Raw genomic sequence first — 14,502 nt, 5'->3', positions numbered from 1 at the left:
ATCAGTATGCGGGGTCGGTCGCTGAGCTGTTCGCGAACTGATGATTTTCGCCGGTCAAGATTGCCGACCGGGTTTCGAATGGTCGATATTATCGGGTCTCGATCTGCAGTTGTTGGATCGCGCGGCAACGCATCAGTCTTTAACTCAGAGTAAGTCTAGTTCCCGCGTCTTTAGCTCATGCGGGTTCTTACCCCGCACTGGTAAACCCGACCAAGTCATTAGAAACCCTGAGACATGGAGCAGGGCAGGGGCGCTGACGCCATGAGAACGATGATCCTCCGCTAAAAGCACTGCGGCGGTTTTCCGGCATGGTTCGGAGCGTAACTTGACATGCCCAAATCGGGCCGCCTGATCACGGCTTTGACACTCAGACTGGATATCTGAAGGTCAATACGCCCAGCTACGCCTCAGCCCCCTCGGCAAACACAGGGTACGAATTTCGAACGTCCGACCCTCAGATTCGTAGCCGATGTGTTTGATGAAATCCGGCTAGTCGGAGATTCGTCGGTCCGCCCAGTCACGGAGATCGGTAAGGGCATAGAGAACGCGGCGTCGGAATTTTCGGAACTTCGGACCTCCACCTGTTACTCGAAATTTCTCGAGTGTCCGAGGTGACAATCTCAGAAAGGAGGCCGCTTCGTCGTTCGACAGGAAAGGCGATGATGCCGCTGCGGTTGGCGCAATATCTCTCATGCTGCTTTCACCTCTCGACCAGCTTCTTGAGACTTTCGAACGAAATGAGCGTCGATCGCCCGATCTTGATGACCTTGATCTCGCCAGACTGGATCAGCCGATAGAGGCGCGACCGGCTCAATCCGGTGAGCTGTATGGCCATGGGTATGCGGACGGTGAGCGGCTCAATAGTCGAGCCTCGAGCTCCCGCGATTGAGTTCTCACTCGTAATTCTTCCCCGTGGCGGTCTGCGAGGGGCGGCGCTGTAGGCTTTTGGAAGGTCTGCGCCTCGAGCCATATTCGGTCGTCCGAGAGCTCATCGCGGCGACGTGAAAAGGCGGTCCCAGGGCCGAGGGTTCGAGTCCCTCCTCCGCTACCATTCAAGTCATTTATCGCTTTGTTTTCAAAGGATAAAATGACTTTTCCGGAAAATCGAAACCACATTCGTTCCCACAATTTGTGCGAGCCGGATGGGCTGTTATGCCCCTCTCTGGGACCGTTTCGCGGTCCCCGCTGGCGTTGCGGCTGTTTCCCCTTCTTGACTGCTTGGACGAATCTTGACGCTGCATCGCACTGGCTGCTGCGATGTAGCAGCGGTCTTCCGGCAAGTGTCAATGGCATCGCGGTTGTCGCGCTGGATGTCAGCGGTCTGCACCAGTGCATTCCATGCCTCAGGGCTATCGCTTTGCATCAGCCGTGCACCCGCGTTCCAGCGGGAGGATGCGCCGACCATCCGCGCCGCCATGCGCTCCGGCCAGTGCCAGCTTTCGGGCATGGCACGTGCAATGGTGCCGGGAAGGAAGGACCAAAGCAGTATCCCAGCCAGCAAAGCCCCGCCTGCCACCTGGTTAAGCTGCTGACGCTGCTCGGCGGCGGTGCGCGCATGGGCCGTGACGCTGCGCATCTCCTGAGCGGCGTGGCTCAAGTCGCTCCGGGCCTGAGTGATCCTGTCCTGATCGCTGCGCCGCGCTGCCTCGGCTGCGGCGACAATCCGCTGGCTAATGCTGTCAGGGGTCATCTGCATCGCCGGATGACCGGCCATGCCCTTCAGGCTCTCGCTGATCGCGCCCATCCGCTTGGCCAGGTCGGTGAGGGTCGCGCCGTAGTCGGGAATGACAATGTCTGCGCGCTCGGCGGCAAGGTGCTGCACCGCCCGGCGCATCAGGGCCATCTCGCCCTCAAGGCGGGCAAACGCCTCGGCGGCGGGATCGCCAGCGGTATCCAGGGTGGCCGGGTCGGGTTCCGGCTCCGGCTCAAGGTCGAGCGGCAGCTCTACGTCATCGGTATCGGTATCCATCGCGTTTCTCCTACAGGCCCATGCCGATTGACCGGCTCCGCTCCATCGAGATGGAGGCGGCAAGGTCGCGGGCCAGATCGCGACCGAGTTCTGTCTTGATGCCAAGCTCGCGGGTGCGACTGCGCAGCAGGGATTCGACCTGCGCGTCGCGCTCCAGCCCCTTCACCAAATCCGTCATGCGGTTGGTGAGCCTCTGCGCGCCCTTGCTGTCGCCATCGCGCTGCATGACCTGGCGCGCCTGCCCAAGCCGCTGCCAGTCGCTGACAAAGCGGTCTGCACGCTGCGCGGGATCGACGCGGATTTCGGCTTCGAGCTGCATGGCGCGGATTGCACCCTGGCTGCGACCATCGGCGGCCTCACGGGCGAGCGAGGGCTGGCGCTGCAAGGCGCTGGCGAGGTCGGCTGTGCCATGGGGCCGGATCGCGTCGAGCGCCTTTCCGGCCTTCTCCAGCGCGTCGCTCTGATGTGGCAGGACCGGCAATCCTTGCTCGCGCATCTGCCCGATGTCAGCGGCGGCACGCGCATAGCGTTCGACCGCCCGCCGCTGATCGGACAGGCCAGCCTGTTCGGTGGGCAGCGGTTCGAGCCGGTTGGCCTGAGGGCGGAAGCCAGCAAAGATCGACTTCGCGCGCTCCGGCAACTGCCTCGCAATCTCCACGATACGCTTGCGGAAGGTGATCCCGCGCCGTTCGGCAAACTGCTGCTCGGGCTTGTAGTCGCAGGCCATGTCCTTGCCACGCTCGCGGCTCAGCGTACGGACAAGTTTCGACTGATCGGCAAAATCGTTGCGCCCATAATGTAGGGCGAGGCCGTCACGGTGGCGGGACATCGCGACATAGGCACCGTGGCTGTCCATGCCCGGTGTCGCCAGCACATGCACCTGGTCCACGGTCATGCCCTGCGCCTTGTGGATCGTGGCGGCGTAGCCATGATCGATATGCGCATAATCCTTGGTGTCGAAAGCCACGTTGCGGCCATCGTCGGTGCGCACGGCCATGCGCTGCGGCGTCACCTGTTCTACAGTGCCGAGTGTGCCGTTTTTGACGCCCAGGCCCCGCTCATTGCGCAGGAACATGATGCGGTCGCCGCTGGCGAACTGACGCTCTCCGCGTGTCGCGCTGATCGACACGTCGTTGCCCAGCTCGCCACTGGCTCGCAACTTTTCTCGTGCCGCGTCATTGAGCTCCCGCACTTCGTCGTTGGTATGGGTGAGGATGATTCGCGTATCGCCGGGGCTGGCCTGCCGGTCACGATCCCAGCGCTCGATCAGTTCGCCGCGTGCGGCCTCCCGCGTTTCGGCGGCGTGCACCATGCCGCGTTCGTCGTAGGCCTGAATGGCAAAACCGGTGCGCCCGGTAGCAAGGTGCCGCGTGGCGTCCTGCTGCCAGCCGTCATGCTGGCGGCGAACCTCGCTGATTTCGACGCCGCCGTGCCGTTCGTGGATCGACCGGAACGCAGCGCCTGCTTCGATGGCCTGGAGCTGCTGCGGGTCGCCAACCAGGACAACTTTCGCACCCGCATCGGCGGCATGGGAGAGGACGCGCTCCATCTGGCGTGTGCCGACCATGCCTGCCTCATCGATCACCAGCACGTCACGGGACGTGAGTAATTCGCGGCCTTGGCCCCACTGGTGCTCAAGGCTGGCAATGGTGCGCGAGGCAATGCCCGAACCGTGCTCCAGCCCCTCGGCGGCGATGCCAGACAGCGCTGCACCGCGAACGGTATACCCTGCGCCTTCCCACGCCTCGCGCGCCACGCCCAGCATCCCGCTCTTGCCGGTCCCGGCATAGCCGACGACAACGCTGAGGCCGCGCCCGTCGGTCACATGCTCGAACGCCGCACGCTGCTCGCCGGACAGCATCAAGCCGCGTTCCGCTGCCCGCGCCAGCGCTCCTTCCCGGCCACGATCTTCGACCTGATGCCGCTCGCGTTCTGCCAGCAATTCCGATGCGCGACCGAGCCGCTGCTCGGTTTCGATCATCTGGCGCGATGTGAACCGCTCCTCGCCGCGTCCGTCCTTGCCCAGTGCGATCAGGTCGGATGATCCGCGAACCGCGCTCATCGCCAAATCGAACTGCTCTTTCCCGTCGCTGTGTCGATGCACAAACATCGCCAGATCGCGGCCCGTGAAGGTGGCCTGGCTGTGCGTGATCGCGTCGAGCGCGACGTTGGGATTGGCGATAATCCGCTCGCCATTACGCTGCGCGACGGCGCGGTGTTCCTCGATCCGCTCTGCCTCAAGCCCGCGCACGCCCATGCGCGATGCGGCGGGGCCGATCTTGTCCTGCGGCTCCAGCGCTATGCCCTGCGCCTCCAGGCTGCGGTGATCGATCCGCGCGTCGATATCGAGTTCTGCCAGGCGCTGGTTGACATGCTCGGCCCAGCGTTCGCGCCACTGCTCGACCAGTTCGGCCTTGTTCCAGTCGCGCACCTTCGCGCCGAACCCGTCTTTGCCGACTTCGCGCATGGTGAGCATGACATGGGCGTGGGGCTTGGGCTGGCCGTCCGCGCCAATATCCCAATGGACATTGAGGTCGGCGATCATGCCCTTTTCGACGAACTCGGCCTCGGCAAACTCGCGCGCCAACTCGATTCCCTGTTCCTTGGTGAGCTCGCGCGGAATGGCGAATTCGACCTCGCGGGCAAGCTGCGCGTCATTGCGTTTCTCCGCAGCCTCGACGGCATTCCAGAGCTTTTCGCGGTCGGCAAATTCCTCTGGCGCGCCTTCCGGCAGCAGCACTTCGGAATGGACGACGCCGTCCTTGTTGGTGAAGTCATGGTCACGGTTGAGCCGTTCGTCGTGCAGCCGCTCGGCCCCGCGATAGGCCGCTGCCGCCACGGCGCTGCGCCCGCTCGACCGGCTGATGACTTTGACGGAGAGGTGGAAGATCGCCATGACGGCAATCCATCTACGCCATGAGCGCGACGTCGGCACGACGTATAAGCGCGCCCTCCCATGATAAAATCCTGCTCGGGACTATCCAGTGTCAGGCCGTCTCGACGACTCTACAGCATTGGGAGAGCATCGATATTATCATCAGCGCATCGCCTCTCAATGGAGAACTTCGATGCGCAAACCACGAGACTTTGATTCGGAACTGAAGGCGCTCGCCGACAAGGCGAAGCAACTGAAGGAACGCCGCGTGCAGCAGCTCGGCGAACTGGTGATCGCTACCGGGGCCGATGCGACCGATGCGGAAACGCTGGCCGGAGCGCTGCTGGTCGTCGCGGAAACCAGCGAAGCCCAACGGAAGGAGGCGTGGCGCAAGCGGGGCGCGGCCTTCTTTCAGAGCAAGGCGCGCAAGCGTGGCGATGGACCTCAAGGCCAGCCGGATGGCACTCTCCCGCTTGACGGCGGCGCGGCATCGGCTTGAGGCAGCGAAGGCACGAACCGACATGCGCGAATGGCAGGTCAAGCGGCGAGAACGGACGCGGCAACTGATCGAACTGGGCGGCCTGGTCGTGAAGGCGGGACTGGTCGAACTCGCGGACGATGATCGTGCCACGCTCTACGGCGCGTTTCTCACGGTCGCAGCCAAGCTCCGGGGCGAAGAACGGGATCAGGCGCTGCTGCTGTGGAAGCGGAAGGGCAAGCGAGCGTTCGAAGCAGAAAGCAGCTCATAGGCGCACTGGTGGAAAACCTTTCGTGGAACGACACGGAATTGGCTGCTAGTCCGTCCTGATGCATTTGTTCGCCGGATCGTTCCTAACGACTGATTATCTTGAAGAAGCCATCCGGCAATCGACCGAATACCGGGCGGTTGATGTTGATGCGCTTCGATCTGCCCTGATCGCTATCGCGGACCGATTCCCGCGAGAATCATCGCCCAACGAAAGCCAGACGGAAGATGATTTCATCTGGCCAATTCTTGCCGAATTGGGTTGGTCGGAGAGCCTGAGGCAACAGAATCTCTCCGCTGGTGGCAGACTCGACGTTCCCGATGGCCTGTTGTTCATTGACGATGACGCCAAGGATCGCGCCAATGCCCAGCCGGAGGAATGGCGTCGCTACGAACATGGCGCTGCCGTTGTCGAGAGCAAGCGCTGGGCAAGGCCGCTGGATCGTGCGGTGGGACGCGAAGATGCGGTCGCGCCTTCCACCCAGATGCTGCGCTATCTCCGCCGCATCGGTGACAACAGCGAGCATGGTTTACGTTGGGGCATCCTCACCAATGGCTCACGCTGGCGGCTCTACTGGGCGGGCGCGCGGTCAGTCAGTGAAGAGTTTCTGGAGGTCGATCTCGCTGGTGCACTTGCGCTCGATGTCCGCGACGAAACCGCCAGCGATGATGATGCGCGCGACCATGCCCTGCGAGTCTTCGCGGCAGTGTTTTCGCGCACCGCGTTCGCCAAGACCGGTGCCGATGGCCGCTCCTTTCACGAACGCGCTCGGGCCGAGGCTGCGTTCTATGAAGAGCGCGTCGCCAAGTCGCTGTCCAAGCTCGTTTTCGATGAAATCTTCCCTGCGCTGACCACGGCGGTTGCGGGGGCATCGCCCCAGACGCCGCTGGAGGAAGTGCGCGACGCTTCCCTGGTCCTGCTCTATCGCTTGCTGTTTCTCCTTTATGCCGAAGATCGTGATCTGCTGCCGGTCAACTCCGACGGCTATGATGATTATGCGCTTCGGCCAAAGCGGCTCGAAGTCGGCGACCGCATGGGGCGCGGCGATGCGTTCTCCCTAACTGCATCGCAGATTTGGAGCCGGATTGCCGACCTGTCCCGGATCGTTGATCGGGGTGATGCTTCCATCGGCATTCCGCCTTACAACGGCGGCCTGTTCGCGCCCGCCAATACCCCGCTGCTTGACCAGGTTCGATTGCCGGACAGCGTCCTTGCCCCGGTCATCGACAAGCTTTCGTTCGAACGGCAAGGCAGTGATCGGCGCTACATCAATTATCGCGACCTTACCGTCCAGCAGCTCGGATCGATTTACGAGCGACTGCTGGAGCATGAGGTGGTTCGCGAGGACGACGTAATCGCTGTCCGGCCTAATGCCTTCGCGCGAAAGAACAGCGGCAGCTACTACACACCCGACGAACTGGTCACCCTGATCCTGGAAAAGACGCTTGAGCCGTTGTTCGCCGATGCGAACGCCGGTTTCGTGGCGGCGATTGGCCGGATCAGGAAGGGCGATGCGGAAGATTATGTCCGGGCCGAACTGGGCGATGCCGATCCGGCACAAGCCATCCTGCGGCTGCGTGTCTGCGACCCTGCGATGGGGTCCGGGCACTTTCTGGTCAGTCTTGTCGATCTCATGGCCGACAAGGTGCTGGAAGCCATGGCCGAAGCCTCGGCTGCGGCGGAACAGGCAGGTATTGATTACGCCAGCCCACTGGCTGACAGGATCGGCGAAATCCGCCGCACCATCCTGAAGAACGCCCGTGAAGAGGGCTGGGCGATTGACGAATCCCAGCTCGATGATCGCCACATCGTGCGCCGCATGGTGCTGAAGCGCTGCGTCTATGGCGTGGACAAGAACCCGATGGCGGTGGAACTGGCCAAGGTCGCGCTGTGGCTGCACACCTTCACCGTCGGCGCGCCCCTATCCTTCATTGACCATCACCTGCGGTGCGGTGACAGCCTGTTCGGCCTGTGGGTCCGCGATGCCATCGACAAGGCGGCAAAGCTGGGTGGCGAGCTGCTCTGGAACGAGGCGCTGCGCAATGCCCAGCGCAGTGCCGAGGCGATGAAGACCATCGAAGCGCTGACCGACGCCGAGATTGCCGAGGCTCACCGCTCCGCTGCCATGTGGCAGGATGTCGAGCTGATGACGGGCGAGCTGGATGGCTTCGTCAGCTTCATGCACGCGCTGGACTGGCTCAATCTCGACAAGGACGGGAAGGCGCTAGTGCGCTTGTGGCTCGATGGCCGCTTCGGCGATGCCATCCCCATTGCGCGCGGTCGCAAGGAACCGGAAGGCGGCAAGGCACGCCCGGCAGAAGTCGAAGCCTTCACCGAAATATGGCGCAACGCCCGCCAACTGATCGAGGAAGAGCGGTTTCTCAACTGGCAGATTGCCTTTCCGGGCGTGTGGCAGGACTGGGCCAGCGGGGAACGCAAGGGCGGCTTTGATGCCATCGTCGGCAATCCGCCCTGGGATAGATTCGAATTCGAGGAAGTCCCTTGGTTTGCGGCACGTGATCCTGAAATTGCTCGCGAGCCGCTAAAGGCCAAGCGAGAAGACATGATCGCTGCGCTGAAGGAGCTACGGCCTGATCTTCTGCGTCAATACAATGAGGCGCAGGAGCGGCGGCAGCAGGCATCCCGAGTCGTTCGGACGGGCAAGATATATTCCGAGTTGAACTCTGGGAAACTCAACATTTACAAGGTTTTCGTTGAGCGTTCTCTCCAGATGATCGGAAGTAAAGGTATGGTGGGAGTCCTTACTCCTATCGGCATCGGCACCGATCACAATGTATCAGAATTCATTCAACGGGTTACTGACGCAGACCATTTGCGCGCTTTCATTGCGTTCGAAAATCGTCGCCATTGGCTGTTTGAAGATGTCCACGCTGAGGACCAGCCAACTGTCTTCGTTGTCGGTGGAGACGCGAGGTCGTTCACGAAATTCGAGTATGCGGTGAAGCTGCACCAACTTCCGACGGATGAAAATGCGCCGCAGCCAGTGCAGTTCTCAAAGGCGACGTTGAAGCGGCTGAACCCGAACACCGGAACTATGCCAATCCTTCGGACCACAGATGGACTTCGACTGCTGACAAAGGCCTACGATCAATTTCCTATTCTCATCGAAGGTCAGGGCCGAACCGAGCGATCAGTCTACCCATTCAAGTATCAACAGATGGTCAACATGACGAGCCGAAGCAGGGGCTTTCGGACAGCGAACATGCTGGTCGAGGAAGAGGGTGCTTGGCCAATCGATGCCGGGGAGTATCAATCTGCAAAGGGCCGTTGGTTGCGACTTTGCGAAGGCAAAATGGTCTCAATCTACAATCACCGCTATGCAGGGGTTCGGGGGCAGACCACATCCATTAGCGGTCAGGGTGTCCCCGTCCACAGTAGCGACGAGCAACTCCAAGACCCGGATTTTCTTCCGGTTCCAAGATACTGGATTCTTGAAGAAGATGCCGATCCAGAATTTGACTACGCAATTGGATTCAATGATGTCTGCAATACAAATAATTATCGTAGCCTGATAAGTGCAATTGTACCTCGCGGTGCTTACGGCAACACACTACCTTTGCTTTCTGGGAAGAGCGCAGACGTTAACTTATTGGCGCTTCTGCAAGGTAACTTGGCGTCGATTTTTGCCGATTATCTCGCAAGGCAGAAGATCCAGAGCCGCCACCTGAGTAAGTACATTGTAGCCCAGATACCGGTTATTCCGCCCGACGCATATGTGCGCCAGATTGGCGATAAATCCGCATCGGACATCGTGCGTCAGGCGGTGCTCGAATTGTCATACACGGCCCATGATCTGGCACCCTTCGCCCGTGATCTCGGGCACGTGGATGGCGCTGGGCAGGTGAAGCCACCGTTTGCGTGGGACGAGGAACGCCGCTGCATGCTCCGGGCGAAGCTCGATGCGCTCTACTTCATTCTCTACGGCGTCTGGGATGCCGCGAACCCGGTCAAATCGCGCGAAGATATTCGCTACATCTATTCGACCTTCCCGACTGTCGAGCGTGAAGAGCGCGCCCGTTATTCAGGCCGATACCGCAGCCCCGAACTGGCGCTGCTGTGGATCAACGCGCTGATGGCCGGGCAACCCGATGCGGATATCCGGGATTGAGTTGCAGGAGTGAATGGGGATGAGGGGCGCGTTTTTGTCGTTGGTTGGTCTGGCAGCGGCGGTATCGGCGGTGCCTGCGCAGGCCATGAACTGGTGCAGCCTGCCGCAAATCACGCCCCGGTTCGAAAGCGATTTCGAAAAGCTCGCGCCAACGGTCGCCGCGCTCACCGGCTGCGCGCGCCAGTCTACCGACAGCGCCCACCGCGCCAAATGGGTGTGCGAAGACGATCCCGCGACGCCTGACAAGTTCGAGACAGTTCACATCCATTTCATCCGGGAGCCAGGGCAGGGCATTCACCTGCTGGTGCTCTCGCTCGGGATGACCGATCTCAACGTGCTGCGACGGTGCGGCTTGCGCGATCTTCGCGACGGAGAGAAGTTTTCGGCGGGCAACGTGGCCTACCGTGACAGGATCAGCTTCGGCTTCACCGGCCCGCGCCTGACGCTCACCTCGATCCTGGACAAGGGAATGGCGGCCATCGTCAGTGACACCAAGAGTTTCGGGGAGGACGACAGGGTCAAGGGCCTGTGGAACGGTCTTTATGGCATTACCGTGGTCGACTATCCATCGACCGGCGTGAAGCTCGCGGGCGTCAGCCCGATCTCGACCGATGTGTATGGCATCGTGGCTGCCTTCGAGGGGCGCGGCTCCGCTGTGCTTGCGAGCAACGATACCGGCGAATCCTTCCCCAAATGGACGCTGTCCCCGCCCGTCGGTCTTGGCGGCGTCAGGGAAGTCGTCATCGAAGGTTTCGTCCGGCATTTGCTGCGGGCGGATTACATCCTTGAATCGACAGCCGATTATGAACGCTTCATTGGGCTGCTCGATGCCGAGTATGGCCGTTCCGAACGGTCGAGCGAGAAGGGCTGCACCTATCGGTGGTGGGACGCAGGTCGCATGTCGATTCGTGGGGAACATTGCCCCGGCAAGTCCGACTCCTTGCGGTTCTTCAACAACGTTGCAGGCGATCAGTTGGAGCAGGTTGCGGCCAAGATGGAGGCGGACAAAGCCAATAACTCGGGCGATCCGAAGAAGCCGGCAATCGACGACGATATGTTCTAGACATTGTGTTGGACAGAACCGATGTCTTGACCTGATTTTTCGAATGGCGGGTAATCAATGGCAATCTTCACGACAAGTAATGTTCCGATTTCGTCCCTGATCGAAGACATCGATATGGGAAAGATCGGATTGCCGGAATTGCAGCGGCCTTTCGTCTGGCCGAACGTCAACGTCCGTGATCTCTTCGATTCCCTGTATCGCGGTTATCCCGCCGGTTTTCTGCTGTTCTGGAAGACCGGCGCAGATGGAGCTCTGAAGAGCATTGGCACCGGCCCGAAACAGTCGGTGCCGGAACTGGCGATTGTCGATGGCCAGCAGCGCCTGACTTCGCTCTATGCGGTTGTGAAGGGGATGGAAGTCCTCCGTTCCAACTTCAAGAAGGAGCGTATCCAGATAGCGTTCAACCCGCTGTCTGGCCGCTTCGACGTGGCCGATGCGGCCATCAAGAAGGACCGGGCCTTCATCCCGGACATCTCGGTGCTGTGGAGGCCGGACTTCAAGGCTGGCGCGTTCCGCAAGGCGTTCCTCTCTCAACTCAAAGAAATCCGCGAGATTTCCGAGGAAGAGGAAACAGCCATCGAAGATGCCATCGACCATCTTCGCAATCTGCCGAATTACAATTTCGTCGCGCTGACACTGGCGTCGTCGGTCGATGAGGAAACCATCGCCGAAGTGTTCGTGCGCATCAACGGCAAGGGCAAGGCGCTCAACCAGGCCGACTTCATTATGACGCTGATGTCGGTTTTCTGGGAAGATGGCCGGGTCGAGCTGGAGAACTTCTCGCTTCAGGCTACCGTGCCGAGCGAAGGGCAGGCGTCGCCTTACAACCATTTCATCAAGCCTTCGCCGGACCAGATGCTACGCGCCACCGTGGGGCTGGCCCTAAAGCGGGCGAGGCTTGCCAATGTCTACAGCGCGTTGCGTGGCAAGGACGCCGCGACCGGCGTTGACAATCCAGACAAGCGCGAGGGGCAGTTCACCCTGATGCGCGAGGCACAGACAGCAGTCCTGAACCTCGCCAACTGGCACCATTTTCTCGATGCGCTCAAGTTGGCGGGATACCGTGGGCAGAAGATGGTCAGCTCGGAAGCGGCCATCATCTTCAGCTATGTGCTCTACCTCATCGGCATTCGGGACTACGGTATCGACCGCACCCGGATGCGGCAGGCCATCGCCGAATTCTATTACATGGCATCGATGACGGGGCGATATACAAGTTCCCCCGAAACCCGGTTCGAAGCCGATCTTGGCCAGGTCCGCGATCTGGCAAGTGGTGAAGTGTTCGTCGCGAAACTCCGCGAGATTTGCGATACGACGCTGACCAATGATTACTGGGAAATCACGCTGCCCAGTCAGCTCGCGACATCGGCGGCGCGCAGCCCGACGCTCTTCGCCTATCAGGCCTCGCTCATCATGCTCGATGCGCCCGCGCTTTTCAGCCCGCTCAAACTTGCGGCCATGGTTGATCCGGCGATCAAGGGATCGAAAGCATCGCTGGAACAGCACCATCTGTTCCCGCGTGCCTATCTCGAAGCTCAGGGCGTCACCGATCTGAAGCTGATCAATCAAATTGCCAATTTCGCGCCGGTTGAATGGCCGGACAACATCAAGATCGGGAAGCAGCCCCCGGCGGAATATGTCCCGGCGCTCGATGTCCAGATGACGGCTGCGGAACGGGAGCGTGTTTACGGTCTGCACGCCCTGCCGCACCTCTGGTGGGAACTGCCCTACGATCAATTCCTGGTCGAGCGCCGCCTTCGCATGGCGCAGGTCGTCCGGCGCGCATGGGAGCGGCTGCGCGGTGACGCAGCCATCGAGGCCGTCTCACCGCCCTCAGTCGCTGAGCTGATTGCGGGCGGCGAAACTGGTGCCGTCGAGTTCAAGTCAACGCTCCGCATCAATCTGCACACGGGCCAGCCCGACGAAAAGATGCATCTGTCGGCGCTCAAGACGATTGCCGGGTTCCTGAACGCCAAGGGCGGCACATTGCTCATCGGAGTTGCTGATGATGGTGAAGTTCTCGGGATCAGCGCCGACGGTTTTCCAAACGAGGACAAGATGGGACTGCACCTCGTCAATCTCATCAAGGATCGGATCGGCGAGGTTTTTCTGCCCTATGTCCATCCGCACTTCGATGACCAGCAAGGGGAGCGGGTTCTCATCGTCAGGTGCGAGCCTGGTCCGAAAGCCGCCTTTCTCAAGGACGGCAAGGAGCAACGGCTCTTCGTTCGCGGCGGGAACGCCACCACCGAGTTAAGCGGCGCGGCGATTACCGATTACATCAATCACCGTTTCTAGGCTTGGCATAGCAATGCAGCCGCTCTGCGATGATTTGGCGATCTCGGCTGGTGCGTCGCAAGCGGCCTGCGGTGGTGTGTTCGAACTCGGAATAGTCGAAAACGACAATGTCTATTCCATGCTGGGGAAGCACCTTGCGTCGAAGCTCATCGTAGTGGCGCCGTTGTTCACCGCGTGACACCCCTGACACCGTTTGACGCTTGTCGAAATGCGCAACTGGCTGCGAATGCTGGATTTCGTGGAATTCGATGACAAGTTTTCGCGCCGGATAAAACGCATCGACCGGTAGCGGTGATCTTCGTCCAGTCGCGCCCGGATCGCCAGTCAGGAATGGGAACCGATGCTGGCGGATGGCTTGTTCCCCGAGCACCTCATCGCATAGCCCGATAATCCATGTTTCATCGCTGCTTCCGCGTGGCGCTGATTGAAGGGAGCGGGTGCGCGGAAGTGATGTCGGCGCGGGCTTTCCGGACAGCGTGAGCGATGCCAGCACGTCGCTCATGTCGTGATGCTCGGCGCTGCCAAACGGGACTTCCCACCTTTCGTAGTGCGCGTGCCATTTGAGGTTTGCTCGCCTCAGTGCTGCACGGAAGGTTTTCGGATCGATGCCCGCAGTCCGTGCTATCTCTGCCGCCGTCACCGTGCGCGGCAAACTTGCAGCGCTCATGGTGCGAAATTCGCAAGGATGGCTCGGCCATGTGCTTGGATTTCGTCATCGTGAGGCCAGGTCGAGATCCATTCCCGATAACTTCCGGCCTGGAAGCGCACATCGTCGCCGTCCACGGCAGAGGCAAAATCCGCTACTTCCTGCCGATGTCTCGCGTGATCGCTATCCGGTATGGCTTTGCCTTCCCGAGAGGCTGGCTCCGCGAAGATGTAGTAAAGTGCGGCGCTCCGGTTTCGTCGTCCAGCTTCCGTCACAAGCCCAAAGGCGTGCTTGACCAACTGGGCCGCGTCGAGGTGGCGGAATGATGCCTCTCCAGATCGCAGCTTGTCGCGCATGTCCTCGTAACGGCGCATGTTGTTTCCCCAAACCGGGCGGTCATAGGCTGAGGACAGCGAAACGGATTTGTTGTCGCGAAAGGGTTCGAACCGCTTGCTTTCGATCCCGATCAGCATCCTTGGCGTCTGAACAACCGCATCCAGCCACGGATGGCGTCCGCCCGCCCACGGGAAGCGTGCGGTGAACTCGACATCCACCATTTCGACAGGATGGTGGGTATCGATCCCCGGAAGGAAGGGGAAGCGCGATGGGTGCAAGATGAACCAACCGAAGCAGTTAACCGCGAGTGCGGCGGAACTTTCGGGACTCTGAAATTTCCCGGACCCAATTTCGTTTCCGCCAGCAGCGGCAAATCGATTCAAGACATGTTCGACTGGAACACCGGGAAGAAACCCTGCCAAACTCAACGGAGATTCTTT

At 60.7% G+C, this 14,502-nt stretch carries 11 protein-coding genes; 5 read left to right on the top strand and 6 right to left on the bottom strand.

What is annotated here, in order from left to right:
* Positions 1–489: 489 nt before the first annotated feature.
* The 4 genes from CMV14_RS16335 to traA all read right to left on the bottom strand — a co-directional run bounded on the left by CMV14_RS16335 (position 490) and on the right by traA (position 4,865).
* Positions 490–693 (bottom strand): helix-turn-helix domain-containing protein, encoded by a 204-nt coding sequence (locus tag CMV14_RS16335; RefSeq protein WP_083215933.1) that lies wholly within the window; start codon positions 691–693, stop codon positions 490–492.
* 7 nt (positions 694–700) lie between these two features.
* A complete protein-coding gene (locus CMV14_RS27190) occupies positions 701–835 on the bottom strand; it encodes a helix-turn-helix domain-containing protein (RefSeq protein WP_238147065.1) in 135 nt (44 codons plus the stop codon).
* A 315-nt stretch (positions 836–1,150) separates the two neighbouring features.
* Entirely contained in the window at positions 1,151–1,969 is an 819-nt protein-coding gene (locus CMV14_RS16325) for a DUF6118 family protein (RefSeq protein ID WP_066965228.1), read from the bottom strand.
* A gap of 10 nt (positions 1,970–1,979) precedes the next feature.
* Positions 1,980–4,865 (bottom strand): Ti-type conjugative transfer relaxase TraA, encoded by a 2,886-nt coding sequence (gene traA / locus CMV14_RS16320; RefSeq protein WP_066965231.1) that lies wholly within the window; start codon positions 4,863–4,865, stop codon positions 1,980–1,982.
* Between the two features lie 172 nt (positions 4,866–5,037).
* Here traA and traD (CMV14_RS16315) point away from each other — a divergent pair, with 172 nt between their 5' ends.
* From traD (CMV14_RS16315) to CMV14_RS16295, 5 genes are read left to right on the top strand one after another with little or no spacing between them, the layout of a single operon-like run.
* Positions 5,038–5,343 carry a conjugal transfer protein TraD gene (traD, locus tag CMV14_RS16315; protein WP_066965234.1) on the top strand — a complete coding sequence of 102 codons (306 nt, stop codon included), beginning with the start codon at positions 5,038–5,040 and terminating at the stop codon, positions 5,341–5,343.
* A 22-nt stretch (positions 5,344–5,365) separates the two neighbouring features.
* On the top strand, positions 5,366–5,593 hold the full coding sequence (gene traD, locus CMV14_RS16310) for a conjugal transfer protein TraD (RefSeq protein ID WP_066965238.1): 228 nt from the start codon (positions 5,366–5,368) through the stop codon (positions 5,591–5,593).
* Positions 5,594–5,651: 58 nt separating this feature from the next.
* Complete coding sequence (locus CMV14_RS16305) at positions 5,652–9,719, top strand: Eco57I restriction-modification methylase domain-containing protein (RefSeq protein WP_066965241.1); 4,068 nt, start codon at positions 5,652–5,654, stop codon at positions 9,717–9,719.
* A 19-nt stretch (positions 9,720–9,738) separates the two neighbouring features.
* The gene (locus CMV14_RS16300; RefSeq protein WP_139114730.1) at positions 9,739–10,782 is read left to right on the top strand and encodes a hypothetical protein; all 1,044 of its coding nucleotides are present in this window, start codon (positions 9,739–9,741) and stop codon (positions 10,780–10,782) included.
* Positions 10,783–10,839: 57 nt separating this feature from the next.
* Positions 10,840–13,080 (top strand): GmrSD restriction endonuclease domain-containing protein, encoded by a 2,241-nt coding sequence (locus CMV14_RS16295; protein WP_066965247.1) that lies wholly within the window; start codon positions 10,840–10,842, stop codon positions 13,078–13,080.
* On the opposite strand, the gene CMV14_RS27030 is transcribed toward CMV14_RS16295, so the two are convergent.
* Both CMV14_RS27030 and CMV14_RS16285 read right to left on the bottom strand, forming a co-directional pair.
* Positions 13,064–13,747, bottom strand: a complete 684-nt coding sequence (locus CMV14_RS27030; RefSeq protein ID WP_202820862.1) for a hypothetical protein — start codon at positions 13,745–13,747, stop codon at positions 13,064–13,066. The genes CMV14_RS16295 and CMV14_RS27030 overlap by 17 nt on opposite strands.
* Positions 13,744–14,490, bottom strand: a complete 747-nt coding sequence (locus CMV14_RS16285; RefSeq protein ID WP_139114731.1) for a PGN_0703 family putative restriction endonuclease — start codon at positions 14,488–14,490, stop codon at positions 13,744–13,746. The genes CMV14_RS27030 and CMV14_RS16285 overlap by 4 nt, the downstream gene beginning before the upstream one ends.
* Positions 14,491–14,502 lie beyond the last annotated feature (12 nt).

It is taken from the genome of Rhizorhabdus dicambivorans (assembly GCF_002355275.1).
GTDB lineage: Bacteria > Pseudomonadota > Alphaproteobacteria > Sphingomonadales > Sphingomonadaceae > Rhizorhabdus > Rhizorhabdus dicambivorans.
This window is presented reverse-complemented; position numbering and strand designations above follow the sequence as displayed.

What these genes read in the sequence shown, in the direction of transcription:
- CMV14_RS16335 (WP_083215933.1), bottom strand. Translation starts at nt 693, where the DNA reads ATGAGAGATATTGCGCCAACCGCAGCGGCATCATCGCCTTTCCTGTCG.
- CMV14_RS27190 (WP_238147065.1), bottom strand. Translation starts at nt 835, where the DNA reads ATGGCCATACAGCTCACCGGATTGAGCCGGTCGCGCCTCTATCGGCTG.
- CMV14_RS16325 (WP_066965228.1), bottom strand. Translation starts at nt 1,969, where the DNA reads ATGGATACCGATACCGATGACGTAGAGCTGCCGCTCGACCTTGAGCCG.
- traA (WP_066965231.1), bottom strand. Translation starts at nt 4,865, where the DNA reads ATGGCGATCTTCCACCTCTCCGTCAAAGTCATCAGCCGGTCGAGCGGG.
- traD (WP_066965234.1), top strand. Translation starts at nt 5,038, where the DNA reads ATGCGCAAACCACGAGACTTTGATTCGGAACTGAAGGCGCTCGCCGAC.
- traD (WP_066965238.1), top strand. Translation starts at nt 5,366, where the DNA reads ATGCGCGAATGGCAGGTCAAGCGGCGAGAACGGACGCGGCAACTGATC.
- CMV14_RS16305 (WP_066965241.1), top strand. Translation starts at nt 5,652, where the DNA reads ATGCATTTGTTCGCCGGATCGTTCCTAACGACTGATTATCTTGAAGAA.
- CMV14_RS16300 (WP_139114730.1), top strand. Translation starts at nt 9,739, where the DNA reads ATGAGGGGCGCGTTTTTGTCGTTGGTTGGTCTGGCAGCGGCGGTATCG.
- CMV14_RS16295 (WP_066965247.1), top strand. Translation starts at nt 10,840, where the DNA reads ATGGCAATCTTCACGACAAGTAATGTTCCGATTTCGTCCCTGATCGAA.
- CMV14_RS27030 (WP_202820862.1), bottom strand. Translation starts at nt 13,747, where the DNA reads ATGAGCGCTGCAAGTTTGCCGCGCACGGTGACGGCGGCAGAGATAGCA.